At 69.3% G+C, this 20,436-nt stretch carries 24 protein-coding genes and 1 other RNA gene; 22 read left to right on the top strand and 3 right to left on the bottom strand.

The genetic code is table 11. From position 1 onward, the window contains the following. Positions 1-23: 23 nt before the first annotated feature. From V1351_RS11260 to ssrA, 14 genes are all read left to right on the top strand, one after another. Positions 24-1,253, top strand: a complete 1,230-nt coding sequence (locus V1351_RS11260; RefSeq protein ID WP_338748249.1) for a CpaF family protein — start codon at positions 24-26, stop codon at positions 1,251-1,253. Further along, positions 1,250-2,119, top strand: coding sequence for a type II secretion system F family protein (locus V1351_RS11255; protein ID WP_338748248.1), 870 nt, complete (start codon positions 1,250-1,252; stop codon positions 2,117-2,119). The genes V1351_RS11260 and V1351_RS11255 overlap by 4 nt, the downstream gene beginning before the upstream one ends. Then, entirely contained in the window at positions 2,116-3,069 is a 954-nt protein-coding gene (locus tag V1351_RS11250) for a type II secretion system F family protein (RefSeq protein WP_338748247.1), read from the top strand. The genes V1351_RS11255 and V1351_RS11250 overlap by 4 nt, the downstream gene beginning before the upstream one ends. Positions 3,070-3,102: 33 nt before the next feature. Beyond that, positions 3,103-3,315 carry a hypothetical protein gene (locus tag V1351_RS11245; RefSeq protein WP_338748246.1) on the top strand — a complete coding sequence of 71 codons (213 nt, stop codon included), beginning with the start codon at positions 3,103-3,105 and terminating at the stop codon, positions 3,313-3,315. Further along, positions 3,312-3,707, top strand: coding sequence for a TadE family protein (locus V1351_RS11240; protein ID WP_338748245.1), 396 nt, complete (start codon positions 3,312-3,314; stop codon positions 3,705-3,707). Before V1351_RS11245 ends, V1351_RS11240 begins: the two co-directional genes overlap by 4 nt. Further along, a complete protein-coding gene (locus tag V1351_RS11235) occupies positions 3,704-4,147 on the top strand; it encodes a pilus assembly protein (RefSeq protein WP_338748244.1) in 444 nt (147 codons plus the stop codon). Before V1351_RS11240 ends, V1351_RS11235 begins: the two co-directional genes overlap by 4 nt. Further along, positions 4,144-4,659, top strand: coding sequence for a pilus assembly protein TadG-related protein (locus V1351_RS11230; protein WP_338748243.1), 516 nt, complete (start codon positions 4,144-4,146; stop codon positions 4,657-4,659). Before V1351_RS11235 ends, V1351_RS11230 begins: the two co-directional genes overlap by 4 nt. 70 nt (positions 4,660-4,729) lie before the next feature. Further along, positions 4,730-6,004 (top strand): AI-2E family transporter, encoded by a 1,275-nt coding sequence (locus tag V1351_RS11225; protein ID WP_338748242.1) that lies wholly within the window; start codon positions 4,730-4,732, stop codon positions 6,002-6,004. 33 nt (positions 6,005-6,037) lie between these two features. Further along, positions 6,038-7,150: a peptide chain release factor 2 gene (gene prfB, locus V1351_RS11220; protein ID WP_338748241.1), complete on the top strand. Its 1,113-nt coding sequence runs from the start codon at positions 6,038-6,040 to the stop codon at positions 7,148-7,150. Positions 7,151-7,284: 134 nt separating this feature from the next. Then, a complete protein-coding gene (ftsE, locus tag V1351_RS11215) occupies positions 7,285-8,115 on the top strand; it encodes a cell division ATP-binding protein FtsE (RefSeq protein ID WP_338748240.1) in 831 nt (276 codons plus the stop codon). Then, positions 8,112-9,017 carry a permease-like cell division protein FtsX gene (gene ftsX, locus V1351_RS11210; protein ID WP_338748239.1) on the top strand — a complete coding sequence of 302 codons (906 nt, stop codon included), beginning with the start codon at positions 8,112-8,114 and terminating at the stop codon, positions 9,015-9,017. The genes ftsE and ftsX overlap by 4 nt, the downstream gene beginning before the upstream one ends. Positions 9,018-9,165: 148 nt before the next feature. Next, positions 9,166-10,524, top strand: coding sequence for a peptidoglycan DD-metalloendopeptidase family protein (locus tag V1351_RS11205; RefSeq protein ID WP_338748238.1), 1,359 nt, complete (start codon positions 9,166-9,168; stop codon positions 10,522-10,524). A 90-nt stretch (positions 10,525-10,614) separates the two neighbouring features. Further along, positions 10,615-11,100 (top strand): SsrA-binding protein SmpB, encoded by a 486-nt coding sequence (gene smpB, locus V1351_RS11200; protein ID WP_338748237.1) that lies wholly within the window; start codon positions 10,615-10,617, stop codon positions 11,098-11,100. Positions 11,101-11,180: 80 nt separating this feature from the next. Further along, positions 11,181-11,546: a transfer-messenger RNA gene (gene ssrA / locus V1351_RS11195) on the top strand. 74 nt (positions 11,547-11,620) lie between these two features. Here ssrA and V1351_RS11190 read toward each other — a convergent pair. Both V1351_RS11190 and trxA read right to left on the bottom strand, forming a co-directional pair. Continuing rightward, positions 11,621-11,794: a CsbD family protein gene (locus tag V1351_RS11190; RefSeq protein ID WP_338748236.1), complete on the bottom strand. Its 174-nt coding sequence runs from the start codon at positions 11,792-11,794 to the stop codon at positions 11,621-11,623. A 70-nt stretch (positions 11,795-11,864) separates the two neighbouring features. After that, positions 11,865-12,239, bottom strand: coding sequence for a thioredoxin (trxA, locus tag V1351_RS11185; RefSeq protein WP_338748235.1), 375 nt, complete (start codon positions 12,237-12,239; stop codon positions 11,865-11,867). A 61-nt stretch (positions 12,240-12,300) separates the two neighbouring features. On the opposite strand from trxA, the gene V1351_RS11180 reads away from it, so the two are divergent. The 7 genes from V1351_RS11180 to V1351_RS11150 all read left to right on the top strand — a co-directional run bounded on the left by V1351_RS11180 (position 12,301) and on the right by V1351_RS11150 (position 18,557). Further along, on the top strand, positions 12,301-12,672 hold the full coding sequence (locus V1351_RS11180) for a VanZ family protein (protein WP_338748234.1): 372 nt from the start codon (positions 12,301-12,303) through the stop codon (positions 12,670-12,672). A gap of 86 nt (positions 12,673-12,758) precedes the next feature. Further along, positions 12,759-14,546, top strand: a complete 1,788-nt coding sequence (locus V1351_RS11175) for a DEAD/DEAH box helicase (protein ID WP_338748233.1) — start codon at positions 12,759-12,761, stop codon at positions 14,544-14,546. Between the two features lie 9 nt (positions 14,547-14,555). Next, positions 14,556-15,113 (top strand): YqgE/AlgH family protein, encoded by a 558-nt coding sequence (locus V1351_RS11170; protein ID WP_338748232.1) that lies wholly within the window; start codon positions 14,556-14,558, stop codon positions 15,111-15,113. A gap of 49 nt (positions 15,114-15,162) precedes the next feature. Further along, a complete protein-coding gene (locus V1351_RS11165; protein WP_338748230.1) occupies positions 15,163-15,468 on the top strand; it encodes a DUF3039 domain-containing protein in 306 nt (101 codons plus the stop codon). Between the two features lie 8 nt (positions 15,469-15,476). Then, positions 15,477-16,274: a thioesterase family protein gene (locus tag V1351_RS11160; protein ID WP_338748228.1), complete on the top strand. Its 798-nt coding sequence runs from the start codon at positions 15,477-15,479 to the stop codon at positions 16,272-16,274. Positions 16,275-16,334: 60 nt separating this feature from the next. Then, positions 16,335-18,095, top strand: coding sequence for a DEAD/DEAH box helicase (locus V1351_RS11155; protein WP_338748226.1), 1,761 nt, complete (start codon positions 16,335-16,337; stop codon positions 18,093-18,095). 54 nt (positions 18,096-18,149) lie between these two features. Next, positions 18,150-18,557, top strand: a complete 408-nt coding sequence (locus V1351_RS11150) for a hypothetical protein (protein WP_338748224.1) — start codon at positions 18,150-18,152, stop codon at positions 18,555-18,557. On the opposite strand, the gene V1351_RS11145 is transcribed toward V1351_RS11150, so the two are convergent. Further along, on the bottom strand, positions 18,558-19,058 hold the full coding sequence (locus V1351_RS11145) for an Lrp/AsnC family transcriptional regulator (RefSeq protein ID WP_338748223.1): 501 nt from the start codon (positions 19,056-19,058) through the stop codon (positions 18,558-18,560). Positions 19,059-19,165: 107 nt separating this feature from the next. Between V1351_RS11145 and hppD the strand changes: the two genes are divergently transcribed. Continuing rightward, positions 19,166-20,386: a 4-hydroxyphenylpyruvate dioxygenase gene (gene hppD, locus V1351_RS11140; RefSeq protein ID WP_338748222.1), complete on the top strand. Its 1,221-nt coding sequence runs from the start codon at positions 19,166-19,168 to the stop codon at positions 20,384-20,386. The last annotated feature ends 50 nt before the right edge of the window (positions 20,387-20,436 follow it).

The following is a 20,436-nucleotide window of genomic DNA, read 5'->3' as shown; positions in this document are numbered from 1 at the left end:
ACGAGCCACACGGGGGCAGGAACATGGACGCGGTCGAGACGGTCGAGACAGAGGTGCGGGAGCTGATCCGCCGTACCGGTCTGGACCCGGTACGCGAGTCGGGAGAGGTCGCCGACCTCGTGCGTGAGGCCGTCAGTGACTACGACGACCGCAGCATTCAGGGTGGGCTCCCCGTCCTGGGCAACCGTGAGGCCGCGGTCAAGGCCGTCCTCGACACCGTGGCGGGCTTCGGACCGCTGCAGCAGTACTTCGACGACCCGCTCGTGGAGGAGATCTGGATCAACTCGCCGAGCCAGGTCTTCGTCGCGCGCACCGGCGTCGCCGAGCTGACGACGACGGTGCTCACCGGAGACGAGGTGCGTGACCTCGTCGAAAAGATGCTGAAGTCCTCGGGGCGACGCATCGATCTCTCCTCGCCATTCGTCGACGCGACCCTGCCGGACGGCAGCCGGCTGCACGTCGTCATCCCGGACATCACCCGGGAGCACTGGGCCGTCAACATCCGCAAGTTCGTCGTCAAGGCCGACCATCTCGACGATCTGGTACGTCTGGGGACGCTGACCCGGGAGGCATCGGCCTTCCTGCAGGCTGCGGTGAGGGCCGGTCTGAACATCCTGGTCTCGGGCGGAACGCAGGCGGGCAAGACGACGCTGCTCAACTGCCTGTCCGCAGCGCTACCACCTCGCGAGCGGGTGATCACCTGCGAGGAGGTCTTCGAGCTGAAGATCCCGCGGCGCGACGTGGTCGCGATGCAGTGCCGGCAGCCCAGCCTCGAGGGTGCGGGGGAGATCCCGTTGCGGCGCCTGGTCAAGGAGGCTCTGCGGATGCGCCCCTCCCGAATCATCGTCGGGGAGGTGCGCCAGGCCGAGAGCCTCGACCTGCTGATCGCCCTCAACTCCGGCCTGCCCGGGATGTGCACCGTCCACGCCAACTCCGCCAGGGAGGCCGTGACGAAGATGTGCACCCTTCCGCTCCTGGCCGGGGAGAACGTCGGGTCACGTTTCGTCGTGCCGACCGTGGCCGGCTCGATCGACCTGGTGGTCCACGCCGCGGTCGAGGGGGACGGTACGCGCCGGGTCCGCGAGATCGTCGCGCTGCCGGGCCGCATCGAGAACGATGTCGTGGAGACGACCGACATTTTCACCACTCGCGACGGCACCTTGGTGCGGGCCGACGGCTACCCCCCGCACCGGGAGCGGTTCGAGCACGCCGGGTACGACCTGGCGGCACTCCTCGGGCGTGGTCGTCCGTGACGGGGGTCGTGGTGGGAGCCGTGCTCGGTACAGGGCTCTTCCTCATCTGGTGGTCCATGTGGCCCCGTGAGGATGAGGTCAGGCGCGGCCGCGGGGAGAACCCCGTCATGCGTCGACTGCGTGACGAGCTGGCGCAGGCCGGGTACCGGGGAGTGGGACCGGTGGGCCTGCTCGCGGCCTGCGTCATCGCCTTCGTCCTCGTCCTCGTCACGGTCACGGCGATGACTCGGGTCCCCAGCATCGCCCTGTGTTTCGCGGTCATGGCCGGCTGGGTTCCGCTGGCGGTCGTGCGGATGCGCGCCCGGTCGCGGCGCTCACAACTGCGGGAGCTGTGGCCCGATGCAGTTGACAACGTCACATCGGCGGTGCGGGCCGGACTGGCACTGCCGGAAGCCCTGGCCCAACTGGCGGTCCGGGGTCCACAGGAGCTGCGCCCGGCATTCGCGGAGTTCGCCGGTGACTACCGAACGACGGGACGCTTCAACGACAGCCTGGATCGTCTCAAGGACCGGTTGTCCGACCCTGTCGGGGACCGGCTCGTGGAGTCCCTGCGCATCGCACGAGAGGTCGGCGGGTCCGATCTGGGGTCACTGCTGCGGACGCTGTCGGCGTTCCTGCGCGAGGACGCCCGCACCCGCAGTGAGCTGGAGACCCGCCAGTCCTGGACGGTCAGTGCCGCGCGCCTGGCCGTCGCCGCCCCGTGGATCGTCCTGGCCTTCCTCTCGACTCGACCGGAGTCGGTACAGGCCTACAACACCACCGCCGGAGCGGTCGTGCTCGCCTTCGGCGCCGGCGCCTCCGTGCTGGCCTACCAGGTCATGGTCCGTATCGGTCGTCTTCCCGAGGAAGAACGGGTACTGCGATGACCGACCTCGTCCACTCCATCGGCCCGGGACGCAGTGGTGCGGCCCTCGGACTCGTCCTCGCCCTGGGCGTGCTGCTCGTCCTGCAGGGGCTGCCACGCAACCGACGGGCCACGTTGGATGACCGGTTGGCCCCCTACCTGCGCGACACTCCCCGCCCCTCCCGTCTGCTCGAGGTCGAGCAGGTGCCCCTGGCCGCGATCATCCCCACCGTCCTGCGTCCGCTCGTCACCGACCTCGCCGGTCGGGTCGAGTCGGTGCTCGGGGGGACGCACTCGGTGGGCCGACGGTTGCAGCGCGCCGGCCGTGCCCCGGACACCGATCACTTCCGGGCCGAGCAGGTCCTGTACGGCTTTGCCGGTGCAGCCCTCGGTGGTGTGTTCGGAGTGCTCGCCGTCACCAGCGAGGGACGGTCACCGGTGCTGCTCATCCTGCTCATCGCCCTGGGGTTCGGTTGCGGGGTGGTCGCACGCGACGCCCTGCTCACTCGTGAGGCGAACCGACGCGAGGAGCGGATGCTCGCCGAGTTCCCGACCGTCGCCGAGCTGCTCGCTCTGGCCGTCGGCGCCGGGGAAGGCACCACCGGCGCCCTCGAGCGGGTCGTGCGCCTGTCCGAGGGGGAACTGTCGGACGAGCTCGGCCGGTGCCTGGCGGATGCCCGTGCCGGAGCGAGCCTGCAGAAGGCGCTGCAGGGCCTCGCCGATCGAACCGGCCTGATCTCGCTGGCCCGTTTCGTCGACGGGATCGTCGTCGCCGTGGAGCGGGGTACACCCCTGGCCGAGGTCCTGCGGGCACAGGCACAGGACGTCCGTGAGGAAGGACGGCGCCAGATCATGGAGGTCGGTGGCAAGAAGGAGATCACGATGATGATCCCCGTCGTCTTCGGTGTGCTTCCCGTGACCGTCCTCTTTGCGCTCTTCCCGGGGCTCTCGTTCTTCCAGTTCCAGATGTGAATCGAATACAACCACGTCACGAAGGAGACACACATGTCCGACCAGCTGATCAGGGCCCACGTCCGGCTGCGCGACGTCACACGTCGCGCGCTGGCTCGCCTCGACGACGAGACCGGAGACGTGCCGGGCTGGGTCCTCATCACCCTCATGACCGCCGCCCTGGTCACCGGCCTGTGGGCCGTCGCGGGGGAGCGACTGACGTCGATGTTCGAGCAGGCGCTCGACGACGTCGCGGGCGGCCCGTGATCGGTGCCGACCGGCTCCGCGGGGAGAACGGTGCCGCGGTCGTCGACTTCGTCCTGACCTCGGCCCTGCTGATGTTCGTCTTCCTCGCGGTCCTCCAGCTCGGCCTGGCACTGCACGTACGCAACACCCTGATCAGCTGCGCCGCGGAGGGAGCGCGGTACGGGGCACGGGAGGGGGTCACGCCCGAGCAGGGCGCAGGTCGAACCCGCGAGCTGATCTCCCGTTCGCTCTCCAGCCGGTTCTCCGGAGAAGTCTCCGCGAGTGTGCGGACCACGGGCGCGAACATGCGGGTCCTCGTCGTCGACGTCACCGCTCCGATCCCCGTCGTCGGACCGCTCGGCCCGGGTGACGGTCTCGAGGTGCGTGGCCGAGCCTTCATGGAGGACCAGTGAGCACGTGGCGCAGCCGGTTGGTGGACGAAGGGGGGAGCGCCGTGATCGAGTTCTCCTGGCTGGCGGTCCTCCTGCTGGTCCCGCTCGTCTACCTGGTGCTTTGTCTTGCCCGGCTGCAGGCCGGCTCGTACGCCGTCACCCAGGCCGCACGGGAGTCCGCCCGGGCCTTCGTCACGGCCCCTGACGACGTGTCCGCACGTGCCCGCTCGCACGTGGCGGCGGACATCGCCTTCGTCGACCAAGGGTTCGGGGGCCAGGGGGAGGTGTCGTCGTCGTGCACGGCCAGTCCGTGTCTCTCACCCGGCGCGTTGGTGACCACCCGCGCCGCGGTGGCGGTCCCGTTGCCGCTGGCTCCGGCCTTCCTCGACGGGGTGGTCCCGCTGGAGATCCCCGTCTCGGCGACCCAGGTGGCTCCTGTCCCGGAGTACGAGGCGCGATGACCCCCCTTCGCCATCTCGGCAGGCGCCTGCCCGGACTCGTCCGGCTCGCGCGCACCCGCGCTCGCAGGGAGGACGGGCAGCTGACCGTCCTCGTCCTCGGGCTGACGGTCATCGCCATGACCGTGATCATCGGGGGACTGGCCGTCACCTCGGTGCAGGTCTCGCGGATGCGGCTGCTCGACGCGGCGGACGCCGCAGCACTCGCAGCCACCGACGAGGGCGCCGAGCAGATCTACGACACGGGGTTGACGGACCGGGCGCTGCCGCTGACCGAAGGCGTCGTGCGCCGGGCCGCCACCGAGCACCTCGCCGGGCGGGAGCGGCCCCACGGCCTCGAGAGCTGGTCGGTGGCGGGTGGCACCGGGACACCGGACGGACGCACCGCCGTCGTGCGCCTCGTGGGGGAGGCCGACCTGCCGATGGTCGGGGGACTGATCAGCTCATTGGGCGGTTCGGTCACCGTCGGCGTGGAATCACGCGCTCGTGCGGACGTCGTCGTGGACGCGCCCTGACTTGGCCCCATCGCCCACCTCGACCTGACACGATGACCCCGCGGACGACACCGGTCGACCGGGAGGAGGCATGTACGTGGAGCAGGAGTCGTCGGACCCCGTGTCCGACACGCAGGAGGAGCCGACCGCGTCGCAGTCCACGACGGCCGACGAGCCCGAGGTCGTGCACTCCACGGAGGGGGAGGTCACTGCTCCGGGGGCCGACGCGCAGCCGGCGACCCCGGTCGACGAGCAGCCGACGATCCCCGCCGACGAGCTGGACGACCCTGATCGTGGGCACGAGCACCCGGACCTGCGCCCCACCACGGTCATCTCCCTGCCGCCGACGCTGACCCTCCTGGTGGGTGCGGCGGCCGGGATCGTCGCCATCTTCGGGCTGAAGCAGGTCGCCGGGATCGTCGCCCCGACCTTCCTCGCGGTCACCCTGATCATCGCGGTGTACCCGGTCTACAAGGCCCTGCGCCGGGTCCTGCCGTCGGCGGTCTCGGGCCTGCTGCTCATCACCATCCTCTACGGCATCATCGCCGCACTCGGTGCCTCGATCGGCGTGGCCGCCAGCCGATTCGCCACCGAGCTGGGCAAGCCGGACTACACGAGCACCTTCACCGCCGTCATCACCGACCTGCGTCTGATGCTGGCCGAGCGGGGGATCGAGGCCGACGAGATCGACCGGGCGATCGCCAACTTCGACCTGCGCAACCTCACCGGCATCGCCACGTCCTTGGCCAACACCGTCACCGGCCTGACGACGACGATGCTCTTCCTGCTCACGGTGATGATCTTCCTGGTCATGGACTCCGGGGGCTTCGGCCTGCGGCTCGAGGCCATCCACCGGCACAAACCCGACGTCGCCGACGCGCTCGTCGACTTCGGCTACCGGGTGCGCCGCTACTGGATCGTCTCGACGATCTTCGGCCTGATCGTCGCGGTCATCGACTACGCGGCCCTCGTGTGGCTCGGCGTCCCCCTGGCGATGACCTTCGCCCTGCTGTCCTTCGTCACGAACTACATCCCGAACGTCGGCTTCGTGCTCGGTCTCATCCCGCCGGCCTTCATCGGGCTGCTCTCCGGTGGGGTGTCGACGATGCTCTGGGTCATCGTCATCTACAGCGTCGTCAACTTCGTCATCCAGGGCATCCTGCAGCCGAAGTTCACCGGTGACGCCGTCGGCATCAACGCGACCACGGCCTTCCTGTCGCTGGTCTTCTGGGCCTACGTCTTCGGTGCGCTCGGTGCGCTGCTGGCCATCCCCTTCACCCTCCTGGTCAAGACGATGCTCATCGACCGCGACCCGAAGACGCGCTGGATCAACCCCTTCATCTCCAGCAGCCCCCGGGGCGGATGAGCGACGGTCTGCCCTGTCGTAGGGTGGTTCATCGTGGCAGTTGACTTCGCATCCGAGATCCAGCACCTCCGCGCGACCATGGCGTCGGTGCGTGAGGTGACCGATCTGGACGCCCTCGAGGCACAGATCGCCGACCTCGAGCAGCAGGCGGCCGAGCCCAACCTGTGGGACGACCCGGACACGGCACAGGGCGTCACCTCCGCGTTGTCCCGGGCCAACCACGAGCGTGATCGCATCCGGGCGATGGACACCCGCATCGACGACCTCGAGGCGCTGATCGAGCTCGGTCAGGAGGAGGGCGACGACGAGACGCTCGCCGAGGCCGAGGGCGAGCTGGGGAAGGTCGCCAAGGCGGTCAGTCAGCTCGAGGTGCGCACCCTGCTGTCGGGGGAGTACGACGAGCGTTCGGCGGTCGTGACGATCCGTGCCGGGGCGGGCGGCGTGGACGCCGCGGACTTCGCCGAGATGCTCATGCGCATGTACCTGCGCTGGGCCGAGCGCCACGGGTACCCGACCAAGGTCATGGACACCTCGTACGCGGAGGAGGCGGGCCTGAAGTCGGCCACCTTCGAGGTCAACGTCCCCTACGCCTACGGCACCCTGTCCGTCGAAGGGGGGACCCACCGGCTGGTGCGGATCTCGCCCTTCGACAACCAGGGACGTCGCCAGACCTCGTTCGCTGCGGTCGAGGTCATCCCGCTCATCGAGGGCACCGACTCGATCGAGATCCCGGACAACGACCTGAAGATCGATGTCTTCCGCTCCTCGGGTCCGGGTGGACAGTCGGTCAACACGACCGACTCCGCCGTGCGGATGACCCACATCCCGACCGGCATCGTCGTGTCGATGCAGAACGAGAAGTCGCAGATCCAAAACCGTGCGGCCGCGTTGCGGGTCATGCAGTCCCGGCTGCTGCTGGCCAAGCGGGCCGAGGAAGCCGCCGAGCGCAAGGAGCTCGCCGGCGACGTCAAGGCGAGCTGGGGTGACCAGATGCGCTCGTACGTGCTCAACCCGTACCAGATGGTCAAGGACCTGCGCACCGAGCACGAGACGGGCAACCCCTCGGCCGTCTTCGACGGGGAGATCGACCAGTTCATCGAGACCGGTATCCGCTGGCGCATCGAACAGGCCAGGTCAGACGACTGACCGGATCCCGGCACGAGCGGGCCGTTCGCCGGTAACGCGCCGAGGTCACCCGGGTGTCACGATCCCGCGGCGATGCGGCATATCCTTCAGGCGGCCGTTTACCCCCTTCGCACCGCTGAGGCCCCGAGCACCTGATGATCCGATTCGAGAACGTCACCAAGAGGTATCCCAGCCAGAGCCATCCGGCACTGGAGGAGATCGATCTCAATGTCGAGCGCGGGGAGTTCGTCTTCCTCGTCGGTGCGTCCGGCTCCGGCAAGTCGACCCTCGTGCGGTTGGCGATTCGCGAGGAGATCGTCACCAGCGGCAGGCTGCTCGTGGGGGGCCACGATCTGCGCACGATGCCCCAACGCAAGGTGCCGCAGCTGCGACGGCAGGTGGGCACGGTCTTCCAGGACTTCCGCCTCCTGCCGAACAAGACGGTCCAGCAGAACGTCGCGTACGCACTGCAGGTCATCGGTCGGCCGCGCCGCGCGATCCGTGCGCTCGTGCCCGAGACCCTCGAGATGGTGGGCCTGGCCGACATGGGCCAGCGGATGCCGCACGAGCTCTCCGGCGGTGAGCAGCAACGGGTCGCCATCGCCCGCGCCTTCGTGAACAGGCCTCCGGTGCTGCTCGCCGACGAGCCCACCGGAAACCTCGACCCGGCCACCAGCATGGAGATCGTCAAGCTCCTGCGTCGCATCCACGACTCGGGCACCACGATCGTCATGGCCACCCACGACAACGTCATCGTCGACCAGATGCGCCAGCGGGTCGTCGAGCTCGAGGACGGCCACATCGTCCGCGACGAGCTGGGCGGCAGCTACGTGCCCAAGGTCGTGGACACCCGGGACCGTCAGGAGCGCGACGCCGAGCGGATCGAGGAGGACCCGGACCGGCCGGCACCCCCCGAGGACCGACCGCTGGGTGAGGTGCACGCCCTCGACGACTGGGACGACGACGCGGAGGACCTGCTGCGATGAAGCCCTCGGTACTCGCTGACGCCTGGGAGGGGCTGCGGCGCAACAAGTCGATCGCCGTCTCGGTGATCCTCGTGACGATGATCTCGATGTACCTGCTCGGGATCGGCCTGCTCGCCCAGAAGCAGGTCGACCAGATGAAGGGGTACTGGTACGACCGTGTCCAGGTCTCGATCTACCTGTGCACCGGGACCTCGTCCCAGCCGAACTGCTCGTCGGGTGCCGTGACCGAGGACCAGAAGGAGTCCATCGCCTCGCAGCTGGAGGAGATGCAGCCCCTGGTCAAGGACGTGTACTACGAGGACGAGCAGGAGGCCTTCGAGCGTTTCAAGGAGGACTACAAGAACTCCCCGCTCGCCAGCCACATCCGGGTCGGCGACATCCCGGCGAGTTATCGCGTGCAGCTGAGCGACCCGGAGGAGTACGCGACGGTGGCCTCCGCCTTCAAGGGAGCACCGGGGGTGGCCAGTGTGCCGAACCTGCGCGAGGTCTTCGCCCCGCTCTTCCGGGCGATCAACATCATCACCGGCGTGATGGTCGGCCTCGCCGTCCTCACCCTCGTCTCCGCGGTCCTGCTCATGGCCACGACCATCCGTCAGGCAGCCTTCACCCGGCGTCGCGAGATCGCGATCATGAAGCTCGTCGGAGCCTCCAACGGCACCATCCGCACCCCCTTCATCCTCGAGACGGTGCTCTCCGGGCTCATCGGTGTGGTGATGTCCATCGGACTGCTGTGGGTGTCCGCCTGGGCCCTCTTCGACCGCTACCTGCTGCGGGAGACCGCCGGGACGGCGTTCATCTCCTCCAACGACGTGTGGATCATCGCCCCCTTCCTCGTCGTCGGGGTCGTGCTGCTGGCCATCGGGACCTCGACGGTCACCCTCTGGCGCTACCTGCGTGTGTAGCCCGACGCGCCGGAGTCGGGCGAAGACTGTTCAGGTGGTGCGGATGTGACTATTGTGGCCCTCGATGTCCCCTGATCGTCCGCCTCTGGTTACTCGTCGTGCCCGTACCCTCGTCAGCGCGGCACTGTCGGTGTGCCTGCTCGGTGGCGTGGCCACCTACGCTTCCGCGGATCCGGATCCGAAGCAGCAGAAGGAGCGCGTCGAGGAGCAGCTGTCCGACGCGCGGGGCGACCTGAAGGAGACGTCGACCGATCTGGTCAAGGCGCACGAGGCGCTGGAGAAGACCCGAGGCAAGTTGCCGGCAGCGCGGTCCAAGGCACAGGAGGCCGCAGCGGCCGAGGTGTCTGCGCAGAACGAGTACGACGACGCGGTGGCCGCCTATGAGGTGGCCCAGGCCAACGAGCAGAAGGCCGAGAAGGAGCTGCGCACGACGAGCACCCGCATCTCCCGGGCCCGCAAGCAGGTCGGCGGCTTCGCGGGACAGGTCTACCAGCGTCAGGGCGTCGGCACGATGGAGGTGGCCGTCGGCAGCGAGGACCCGAGCGACTTCATCGACAAGATGATCATGGCCGAGTCGGTCGGTGAGACCCGGGGTGCCGCACTGCAGGACCTGAGCACCTCACGTGCCAATCTCGTCTCCAGCGGTGACCGACTCCAGGCGCTGCGTGAGCAGACGAAGCAGGCCAAGGAGACCAAGGAGGGGGCGCTCGCCTCGGCCCAGGAGGCCAGCTCTGCCGCCGACGCGGCCCAGGCCGATCTCGAGTCCCTCGAGGAGGACCAGTCGAGCCAGGCAGCCGCGCTGGAGCGAGCGAAGAAGAAGGACGCGAAGCGCGTCGAGAGCCTGCAGGCCGAGTCGGACAAACTGACCGAGATCTTGGAGGAGCGGGCCCGTCAGGCGCGCATCCGCGAGGCGGAGATCCGCAAGGCCCGTAAGGCCCAGGAGCGTCGCGAGGCCGAGGCGCGCGAGCGTGCGGAGCAGGAGCGCCGTGAGCAGGAGCGCCGGGAGCGTGAGCGTGCCTCGAGGGAGAGTGCCCCGTCCGCGCCGTCCGCGCCGTCCGCCCCTGCCCCGAAGCCTCCACCACCGCCGCCGGCACCTGCGAAGCCCCCGCCCAGCTCCGGTGTCCTCTCCGCCCCGTCCGGTGCGCCCGTGAGCTCTGAGTTCGGGTACCGCTTCCACCCGATCCTCAACTACTCCCGGCTGCACGCCGGTCGCGACTACGCCGCCAACTGCGGGACGGCCGTCCGTGCGGCCGCCTCCGGCTCGGTCATCAGTGCGGGCGTCGCAGGTGGGTACGGCAACCAGTTGGTCATCGACCACGGCGTCAAGCGCGGGGTCTCCTTGGCCACGACCTACAACCACCTGCAGAGGTTCGTCGTCACCGGCGGCCACGTCGAGCGCGGCCAGGTCATCGGGTACGTGGGCACGACGGGTACCTCGACGGGCTGTCACCTGCACTTCGAGACCCGCGAGAACGGCACGCCGGTCGACCCGCGTCGCTGGCTCTGATCACCCGATCCGCGACAAACCGATGGCGCCGATGACCGGTGCAACGGGTACGGTGACCCCGGACGGATCGAGCAGCGAAGGGGGAGTCCCGTGGCCACGAAGAAGAAGGAGTCGGGTGAGCTCGTCGTCGCCCGCAATCGCAAGGCGCGCCACGACTACCTCATCGAGGACACCTACGAGGCCGGCCTGGCGCTCATGGGTACCGAGGTCAAGGCGCTGCGGATGGGTCGCGCCAGCCTCATCGACGGGTTCGCGATCTTCTACGGTGACGAGCTGTGGCTCGAGGGAGTGCACATCCCCGAGTACGTCCAGGGGACGTGGACCAACCACACACCCCGTCGTCGCCGCAAGCTGCTGCTGCACCGGTCCGAGCTGGACAAGCTGGCCGTGAAGGTCCAGGGCAGTCGACGCACCATCGTGCCGCTGTCCCTGTACTTCAGCAATGGACGCGTCAAGGTCGAGATCGCACTGGCCACGGGCAAGCGCGACTACGACAAGCGGCACACCCTGCGCGAGCAGCAGGATCGCCGCGAGGCGGACCGGGCGATGTCCGACCAGATGAAGAGGCGGGGCTGAGCGGGAATGCGTTTGGCCGACGCCGATGTTGTCGGCAATACTGGAACGAACAACTGAACAGCGTGATGTGTCCACCCCATGGGGGTGATCGGTTTCGACACTGGCCGGTCCTTCAGGGGAAGCGGGTCGAGGATGCACGGTCATCTCGTCAACGCTCCGTGCAAACCAATAGGTGCCGATTCCAAGCGCACCGACTTCGCCCTCGCTGCCTGAGCGAGCCCGAAGTCCGTTGGCCTAGGTTCGATCTCGACCTAGATCCCAGCGTCAGCTAGAGATCTTGCTGCAGTGTTTCGTCGCGGGACACTGTGGGACTCCTACGCGACTGGGCCTGTCGGGGAACGTGTGCGCGCGAGCCCCGGGGCCGAGAAAATCCATAGCGCACTGCACCCGGAGAAGCCCTGATCGTCTTCCAGTGGACGCGGGTTCGATTCCCGCCACCTCCACCATCGTGGACCACATCACGCACAACGACAGGAAGGGCGGGACCGTTGCGGTCCCGCCCTTCCTGTCGGTGGTGGGCTCACTTCTTGAAGGCGTCCTTCACCTTCTCGCCGGCCGACTTGAGGCTGCCCTTGGTCTCCTGGGTCTCGCCCTCAGCCCGCAGTTCGTCGTCCCCGGTGGCCTTGCCGGCCGCGGCCTTCGCCTTGCCGACGTTCTCGTCCTTCGCGTTGTCGAACTTGTCATCGATGCCCATGCGAGTGGCCTCCTGTGGTGGATGTTCCTCCACGCAACCACATCCACGAGGGGATGGCTACCCCTTCGCCTCAGTCCGAGGCGCTCTCACCCGCGGCCACCTGGGCCTTGACATCGTCCATGTCGACGTTCTGCACGGCATCGAGGAGCTGCTCGAACTGGGCCTTGGGCAGGGCACCGGCGCTCTGGTGGAGCAGGATGCCATCGCGGAAGGCCATCAGCGTCGGCACGGACGAGACATTCGCCAAGGAAGCCAGCTGCGGGTTGTCGTCGATGTCGACCTTCGCGAAGGTGATGTCGGAGCGCTCTTCCGCCGCGGCCTCGAAGACGGGCGCGAACTGCCGACACGGGCCGCACCAGCTCGCCCAGAAGTCGACGATCACGGTCCCCTCACCCGAGACGGTCGAGCGGAAGAGGTCGAGATCGAGATCGGTGATCTTGGTCATGGCTTCCATGGTAGGCCGCATGCCTGCACGGTGGCCAAAGCAGGTGTGTTGTGCTGTTCCGGTGAACGAACCACGGTCCGCGCGCTGGGTGGCACCCGTTGGCGTGTGGTTGCTCCTGGGGCTGCAGCTCGTCGTGCTCTACACCCCGTCGGCTCCCGGCCCGCCCGCGCCGATCCCACACGCGGACAAGGTCGTCCACGTCCTGGTCTTCGCCGCGCCGGTCCTCGTCGCTGGTCTGGCGCGACGAGGGTGGTGGTCCCTCCTCGCCGTGGCCGGTGCACTCCACGCCCCGGTGAGCGAGGTCGTCCAGCACCTCGTCCTGCCGGGCCGCTCCGGTGATCTCCGGGACGTCGTCGCTGATCTGATCGGCGTGGCCGCTGCGTCGATCGCGGTATCATTGTGGTTTCGGCGACCGCGTGGTCGTCGACCCTAGGAACTCGCACGCCGCTTTCGACCGTGATGTCGCCCGCGAAGAGTTGCGGGTTTACCCATCCATCGACAGAAGTGTGAGCTGCCGCCGTGCCGCCCAAGAAGAAGCAACGCTGGACGACTGCCCAGAAGAACGCCGCCGCCAAGAAGAAGGCGGCCTCGCAGGGCGCACCCAAGCGTCCCCACCGCGGTCAGGGAACCAAGCCCGCCGCCGGCGCACCCCGGACCAAGGACCGTTGGCGCGAGCGCGACGGCGCGCCCTCGGGTGAGCGTCCCACGCGCGTGCGTCGCGATGGCACCGAGGACCGGGGCCAGTGGGCCCGGGAGCGTCGTGATGACAACCGCAGCGGTGGTGGTCACGATCGCCGTCCCCGTCGTGACGACGACCGTCGCCGCCCCACCCAGCGTTACGAGCGCGAGCAGGCCCGCCGTCCCGTCGATCGCGCCGAGGACCCGGAGGCGCTGCGCCGGGAGGCCGACACCTGGACGTCCGCCGCTCGCACCACGACCAGCGGACCCGTGGATGTTGCCGGGGACAACGGCTTTGCCGGTCTCGGTCTGCCGCCCGTGCTCGTCGAGCGCCTGGCGCGCGAAGGCATCACCGCTCCCTTCCCCATCCAGCAGGCGGCCATCCCGGACGCCCTCGTCGGCAAGGACGTGCTCGGCCGTGGTCAGACGGGGTCGGGCAAGACGCTCGCCTTCGGGCTGCCGATACTCGCCCGCCTCGCCGGCGGTCGTGCTCGCAGCCGCAAGCCCCGCGCCCTGATCCTCGTGCCGACCCGTGAGCTGGCGATGCAGGTCAGTGACTCCCTGGAGCCGCTCGTGCACGTCGCCGGACTGCGGATCAAGCTGGTCGCCGGAGGGTTGTCCTACACCGGCCAGACCGCGGCCCTCGACCGCGGCGTCGACGTACTCGTCGCGACGCCGGGACGCCTGGTGGACCTGCTCGACCGCGGTGCGCTCACCCTCGACGAGATCGAGGTGGCCGTCCTCGACGAGGCGGACCACATGGCCGACATGGGCTTCCTGCCGTCGGTGACCCGCATCCTCGACGAATGCGCCCCCTCAGGCCAGCGGCTGCTCTTCTCCGCGACGCTCGACCGCGGCGTGGGCGACCTCGTCGAGGCGTACCTGGTTGACCCGGTCACGCACAACACCAACGACGTCGCCGCGAGCGTGGACACGATGAAGCACCACCTGCTCCTCATCGACCCGCAGCACAAGAAGCAGATCACCGCCCGGGTGGCCTCCCGTCCCGGTCGCACCGTGATCTTCGCCCGGACCAAGCTCGGGTGCGAGCGCATTGCCGGCCAGCTGCGCGAGGAGGGTGTCGCGGCGGCCGCCCTGCACGGTGGCCTGGCCCAGAACGTGCGCAACAAGGTGATCGGCGCCTTCCGCACCGGTGCGATCCCGGTGCTCGTGGCCACGGACGTCGCCGCCCGAGGCATCCACGTCGACAACGTCTCCCTCGTGATGCAGGTCGACCCGCCGGCCGACCACAAGGACTACCTCCACCGTGCCGGACGCACCGCCCGTGCGGGGGAGGAAGGGAGTGTCGTCACCCTCGTCCTGCCCCACCAGCGCCGTGAGGTCACCCGGATGGCCTCGGCCGCCGGACTCGAGGCCCGTCCGACGAAGACCGCACCCGAGGACCAGGTCCTCACCGACATCGGGGCCACCGAGCCGAGCGGCGAGCCGATCCCCGAGGCCGACTTCCGCAAGCTCGTCGACCCGCGACCGGCGCGTCGCCACCCCGGGACCCGGGGGCCGCGTGGTGCGCGGAACCACCGGGGAGACGACCGTCGTCGGGACGGTGGCGCCGGCCGTCGCAGCGGCGGCGGTGGGGTCAAGGGCCGTCAGGGCTCGGGGCGGGCCTAAGGTCGTCCCATGCAGACCTCGTTGGCCGGCAAGCTGCTCGTCGCCACGCCCGAGCTCGGGGACGACCTCTTCACCCGAAGCGTCGTCTTCCTGCTCCAGCACGACGAGGAGACCGCTGAGGGCGTGGTGCTCAACAAGCCTCTCGACGCCCCGGTCGACGACGTCCTGCCCGGGTGGCAGGAGGGGGCCAGCGAGCCCCGGCGCGTCTTCCAGGGCGGTCCGGTCCAGCTGGACTCCGCGATCGGCCTGGCCGGCCTGCCCGGCGACGTCGAGGCACCCCCGGGACTCAAGCGCCTCTTCGGTGCGGTCGCGCTGGTCGATCTCGACACCCCCCAGGAAATCGTCTGGCCACAGGTGAGTGCGCTGCGCATCTTCGCCGGCTACGCCGGGTGGACTGCTGAGCAGCTCGCCGACGAGCGGGCGCGGGGCGGCTGGTACGTCGTCGACGCCGAGGTCGGTGACGTCTTCGACGGGGACCCCTCCACGTTGTGGCGGCGGGTCCTTCGTCGGCAGGCCGGGCCGATCGGGTGGGTCTCGACCTACCCGGTCGACCCCGCACTCAACTGAGCAGGGACAGGGCGCGACCCCCTTCGTCCTGCCCGCCTACGATGGGGCCATGAGCACGCCTGCCGACCCGAACGAGCCCGGTGCCCTCCCGGAGCCCGGGGGCCCCTCCACGTCCACCGCGGTCCTGGAACGCACCGACCCGGAGCCCCAGGTCGCCGAGCCGGGTGACCACGAGCGCTTCAGCCACTACGTGCGCAAGGAGAAGATCCTCGAGAGCGCACTCTCCGGCGAGGCGGTCAGGGCCTTGTGCGGGAAGATGTGGATTCCCGGGCGCGACCCGGAGAAGTTTCCTGTCTGCCCGATCTGCAAGGAGATCTACGACGGGCTCCGCGACCCGCAGGACGGGGAGGACTGAGCCGCCGGGTGGACTCCTTCTACCGTCAGGTCGACGAGGGGCGTTTCGAGTCGCTCCCGACGACCGCCGGGCCGTGGAGCCCGCACGCGCAGCACGCCGGACCGCCGTCCGCGCTCGTGGCGCGCGCGATGGAGACGCACGAGCCACCGGGGCAGATGCGCCTGGCGGACGTGCGCCTGGACATCCTCGGTCCGATCCCGGTGGCGCCCCTCGACGTCGACGTACGGATCCTGCGGCGCGGCCGCTCGATGGAGCTGCTCGAGGCGAGCGTGGGCGCAGGCGGTACGCCGGTCGTCCTCGCCCGCGGCTGGCGAATCGTGCGCGCGCCGGAGGACTTCCCCGTACTGCGCGGTCACCGGCAGGAGGTCGGCGCGACGGTGCCGGAGGGTCCGGGAGTGCCCTTGGACCTGGCGATGCCGGGTATGCACGGGGACGGCTACCTCAGCCACGTCGAGTGGCGCACCCTCGCCGGCGGTCCCGGCACGGGCGGGACGGGGGTGTCCTGGGGGCGACAGTGCATCCCCCTCGTCGAGGGCGAGGAGCCGTCCCCCTGGCAGCGCGCGCTCGTCCTCGCGGACTCGGGCAGTGGCCTGACCATGACGGTCGACCCGCGCAGGCACACCTACATCAACTGCAACCTGACCGTCGCCCTCGATCGGGACCCCGAGGGGGAGTGGATCCGGATGAGCTCGCAGGCGCTCGCGAGTCCCGGCCACGGTGGCACGGTCCAGACGGTGCTGGCCGACGTCCACGGCGAGCTCGGGATCGGGTGGCAGACCATGCTGGCCCACGACGCGCGTTCCTGAGCGCCCGTGGCCGAGGGCGTTTCGCGTCCTGTCCCCGCGGCGATCTAAGGTGACCCTGCGATGAGTCAGTCAGCCGCTTCCAACCTGTCACCCGCCTTCCCCAGGCGGGCCGCGTGGGGTACCGCCGGCAAGCTGCGGGCCTGGCAGGCGCAGGCCCTGCGGGAGTACCTCGACTCCGGTCGCTCGGACTTCCTCGCGGTCGCCACCCCGGGCGCCGGCAAGACGACCTTCGCGCTGCGGGTGGCCGCGGAGTTGTTGTCGGCCGGCGAGGTCACCAACATCACCGTCGTCGCGCCTACCGAGCACCTGAAGACCCAGTGGGCCGATGCCGCCGGTCGGGTGGGGATCCACCTGGATCCGCGGTTCTCCAACACGACCGCGGTGACCTCCAGCGACTACGACGGCGTCGCGGTCACCTACGCGCAGGTGGCCTCCCGTCCTGCGATCCACGAGCAGCGCACCAGGGAGCAGTCCACCCTGGTGATCCTCGACGAGATCCACCACGGCGGCGACAACAAGTCCTGGGGGGACGGGATCCGGGAGGCCTTCGAGCCGGCGGTGCGCCGGCTCTCCCTCACCGGGACCCCCTTCCGCTCCGACACCAACCCGATCCCCTTCGTCGGTTACGAGTACGGCGACGACGGGATCCTGCGCTCCAGCAGCGACTACACCTACGGCTACGCCGAGGCCCTGCGCGACGGCGTCGTGCGCCCGGTGCTCTTCATGGCCTACGGCGGGGCGATGAGGTGGCGCACCCGGGCCGGGGACGAGGTCGCCGCGCGGCTCGGTGAGCCGATGACCAAGGACGTCGTCGCGCAGGCCTGGCGGACCGCGCTGGATCCGAAGGGGGAATGGATCCCCTCGGTCCTCGCGGCCGCGGACAAGCGCCTGACCGAGGTCCGCAGGGGTGTCCCCGACGCCGGGGCGATGGTCATCGCGTCCAACCAGACCCAGGCGCGCGCCTACGCGCGCATCCTGCACGGGATCACGGGGGAGACGCCGACCGTCGTACTGTCCGACGACTCCGGCGCCTCGCAGCGGATCGAGGACTTCGCCTCCGACACCTCCCGGTGGCTCGTTGCCGTACGCATGGTCAGCGAAGGGGTGGACGTGCCCCGCCTGTGCGTCGGGGTCTACGCCACCTCCACCTCGACGCCGTTGTTCTTCGCCCAGGCCGTGGGGCGCTTCGTACGCGCCCGCAGCCGTGGCGAGACCGCCTGCGTCTTCCTGCCGAGCGTGCCGATCATCCTCGCCCATGCGGGGGCGCTCGAGGAGCAGCGCGACCACGCCCTGGACCGTCCGGCGTCGGCCGACGACGAGGCCCCCGTGTGGTCCGAGGAGGAGGGCATGCTCGCCGCGGCCAACCGCAGCGAGTCCGCCAGCGACGAGCTGCAGGGCGCCTTCGAGGCGCTGGAGTCGGACGCCCACTTCGACCACGTGCTCTACGACGCGCAGCAGTTCGGGCTGCACGCCGAGGTCGGCTCCCAGGACGAGCAGGATTACCTTGGTCTGCCCGGCCTGCTCGAGCCGGACCAGGTGCACGCCCTGCTCAGCGAGCGCCAGACGAAGCAGTCCAAGCGCACCGGCACCAAGAAGTCGGCGGACGACGCGCCCGTTGCCGCGCACCGCGCCCTGGCCTCGCAGCGCAAGGAGCTGAACAAGCTCGTCTCGGCCTACGCGCAGAAGTCGGGCTCGCCGCACGCCAACGTCCACATGGACCTGCGACGGGCCTGTGGCGGACCGGAGCTGGCGCAGGCGAGCAGTGATCAGGTCACCGAGCGGATCGAGCGGATCCGTCGCTGGTTCGTCGGTCGCCGCTGACCCCGGTCGGACGACGTCCCACCGTCAGGGGCCTTGTGTGGGCATCATGGAATCATGACAGCCATCGCGTGGACCCTCGTGGCACTCGGGGTGCTGGCGCTCGTCCTCACCCAGGTGCGGCTGCGCAGGTACCGCGCTCAGCGCGGGATGCCCGACATCGCTCCGTGGATCCTCAACGTCCACTCCGTCGCCGGGGGCGCCGGGCTGCTGCTCGTCGTCCTGCGCCTGCTGGACATCGTCTCCTCGGGGACGGCGATGTGGCTGGCGATCGTCGGTCTGGCCATCGCCTCGCTCATCGGGTTGAGTTTCCTCGCCCGGTGGCGCCGACCGAGCGGGCGCCACGCGGAACACCTGCGCGGTGACGGCTGGACCAACGGCCCGTGGCTCTCCCAGATCGCGCACTTCGGCATGCTGATCGGCACGGTGTTCCTGGCGTGGGGCATGCTCAGCGGCCGCTTCTAGCTAGCCGCGCCGTCGGGCGGCTGCCTCGACGAGGGGGCCGGTGCGCATCGTCTGGTGCGTCACCAGGCAGACCGACGTACTGGCCCGCAGCACGTGCGTGTCATCGATGATCTCGTCGATGACCCGACCCAGGTCCGCGTTGTCCATGGCGACGATGCGGATGATCAGGTCCCCGGCTCCGGTCGTGGAGTGGATCTCGAGGACCTCGGGGATCGCGCTGAGGTGGTCGACCACCGCCTGATGGCCGAGTCGTTGGCGGATCTCCAGAGTGCACAGGGCCGTCACCGGGTAGCCCAGGGCGGCCGGATCGATGGTCGGTGCGAGGGTGCGGATCACTCCCTTCGTGCGGAGGCGGTCGAGGCGGGCCTGCACGGTGCCCCGGGCGACGTCGAGCTCGCGGGAGGCGCCGAGCACGCCGATGGCGGGTTGCTCGCTGAGCAGGGCGATCAGGCGGGCGTCCAGATCGTCGATCACGGCGTCATGGGCTCGGGAACTGTTCATGGACAGATTGTCACCGCAGCGCGGCTGTGCTGGCAACAGATTGCGCACCGTGTCCATTCGGGAGTGGATTGATTGCGCACGGCTGTGACGGGCGCCATGCTGGCGCCATGTCGAACACCTCCGTAGAACTCACCCAGCAGGAGCTCGAGGCCGAGCTCGACCTCGCCCAGCTCAAGCAGCTCGTCGGGCTCGTCGAGTACGACGAGGCAGCCGATCCCTTCCCCGTGACCGGGTGGGACGCGATCACCTTCGTCGTCGGTAACGCGACCCAGACCGCGCACTACTACCAGAGCGCGTGGGGCATGGAGCTCGTCGCCTACTCCGGGCCGGAGAACGGACAGATGGACCACAAGTCCTTCGTCCTGCGGTCCGGCTCCATCCGCTTCGTGATCAAGGGCGCGGTGAAGCCTGACAGCCCACTCATCGCCCACCACGCCAAGCACGGCGACGGTGTCGTCGACATCTCCCTCGAGGTGCCCGACGTCGACAAGTGCATCGAGCAGGCCCGTTCTGCCGGGGCGACCGTCCTGGAGGAGCCGTACGAGGTCAGCGATGACCACGGCACCGTCCGGATGGGGGCCATCGCCACCTACGGCGAGACCCGCCACACCCTGATCCAGCGTGAGGTCGACGGCACGACCTACGACGGTCCGTACCTGCCCGGCTATGTCGCCAAGACCTCGACCTTCGTCAAGCGCGACTGCGCCCCGAAGCGACTCTTCCAGGCGCTCGACCACATCGTCGGCAACGTCGAGCTGGGCAAGATGGACGAGTGGGTGGAGTTCTACAAGCGCGTCATGGGCTTCACCAACATGGCCGAGTTCGTCGGTGACGACATCGCGACCGAGTACTCCGCGCTGATGTCCAAGGTCGTCGCCAGCGGCAACCACCGGGTGAAGTTCCCGCTCAACGAGCCGGCGGTTGCCAAGAAGCGCAGCCAAATCGACGAGTACCTGGACTTCTACACCGGGCCCGGCGCGCAGCACCTCGCCCTGGCCACGAACGACATCCTGCGCACGGTGGACGAGCTGCGCAAGGAGGGCGTGGAGTTCCTGAGCACGCCGGATGCCTACTACGACGCGGCGGAGTTCCGCGAGCGCGTCGGAGAGGTGCGCGTGCCCATCGAGGAGCTGCAGGCCCGCGGCATCCTCGTCGACCGTGACGAGGACGGCTACCTGCTGCAGATCTTCACCAAGCCCCTCGGGGACCGTCCGACGGTGTTCTTCGAGATCATCGAGCGGCACGGCTCGCTCGGTTTCGGCAAGGGCAACTTCAAGGCGCTCTTCGAGTCGATCGAGCGGGAGCAGGACAAGCGCGGCAACCTCTGACGCCGGGGACGTGATCTGTTCCGGAAGCGCCGCTACGGGTAAGGTTAGGT

The sequence above is a fragment of the Janibacter sp. A1S7 genome (genome assembly GCF_037198315.1).
Taxonomy (GTDB): domain Bacteria; phylum Actinomycetota; class Actinomycetes; order Actinomycetales; family Dermatophilaceae; genus Janibacter; species Janibacter alittae.
This window is presented reverse-complemented; position numbering and strand designations above follow the sequence as displayed.

Bases quoted from the DNA above. Each gene is read 5' to 3' on its own strand.
- V1351_RS11165 (WP_338748230.1), top strand. From the start codon at position 15,163: ATGAGCACGCCTGCCGACCCGAACGAGCCCGGTGCCCTCCCGGAGCCC.
- V1351_RS11225 (WP_338748242.1), top strand. From the start codon at position 4,730: ATGTACGTGGAGCAGGAGTCGTCGGACCCCGTGTCCGACACGCAGGAG.
- V1351_RS11155 (WP_338748226.1), top strand. From the start codon at position 16,335: ATGAGTCAGTCAGCCGCTTCCAACCTGTCACCCGCCTTCCCCAGGCGG.
- V1351_RS11190 (WP_338748236.1), bottom strand. From the start codon at position 11,794: ATGGGCATCGATGACAAGTTCGACAACGCGAAGGACGAGAACGTCGGC.
- V1351_RS11230 (WP_338748243.1), top strand. From the start codon at position 4,144: ATGACCCCCCTTCGCCATCTCGGCAGGCGCCTGCCCGGACTCGTCCGG.
- V1351_RS11145 (WP_338748223.1), bottom strand. From the start codon at position 19,058: ATGAACAGTTCCCGAGCCCATGACGCCGTGATCGACGATCTGGACGCC.
- V1351_RS11245 (WP_338748246.1), top strand. From the start codon at position 3,103: ATGTCCGACCAGCTGATCAGGGCCCACGTCCGGCTGCGCGACGTCACA.
- trxA (WP_338748235.1), bottom strand. From the start codon at position 12,239: ATGACCAAGATCACCGATCTCGATCTCGACCTCTTCCGCTCGACCGTC.
- V1351_RS11250 (WP_338748247.1), top strand. From the start codon at position 2,116: ATGACCGACCTCGTCCACTCCATCGGCCCGGGACGCAGTGGTGCGGCC.
- ftsE (WP_338748240.1), top strand. From the start codon at position 7,285: ATGATCCGATTCGAGAACGTCACCAAGAGGTATCCCAGCCAGAGCCAT.
- ftsX (WP_338748239.1), top strand. From the start codon at position 8,112: ATGAAGCCCTCGGTACTCGCTGACGCCTGGGAGGGGCTGCGGCGCAAC.
- V1351_RS11150 (WP_338748224.1), top strand. From the start codon at position 18,150: ATGACAGCCATCGCGTGGACCCTCGTGGCACTCGGGGTGCTGGCGCTC.
- V1351_RS11260 (WP_338748249.1), top strand. From the start codon at position 24: ATGGACGCGGTCGAGACGGTCGAGACAGAGGTGCGGGAGCTGATCCGC.
- V1351_RS11170 (WP_338748232.1), top strand. From the start codon at position 14,556: ATGCAGACCTCGTTGGCCGGCAAGCTGCTCGTCGCCACGCCCGAGCTC.
- hppD (WP_338748222.1), top strand. From the start codon at position 19,166: ATGTCGAACACCTCCGTAGAACTCACCCAGCAGGAGCTCGAGGCCGAG.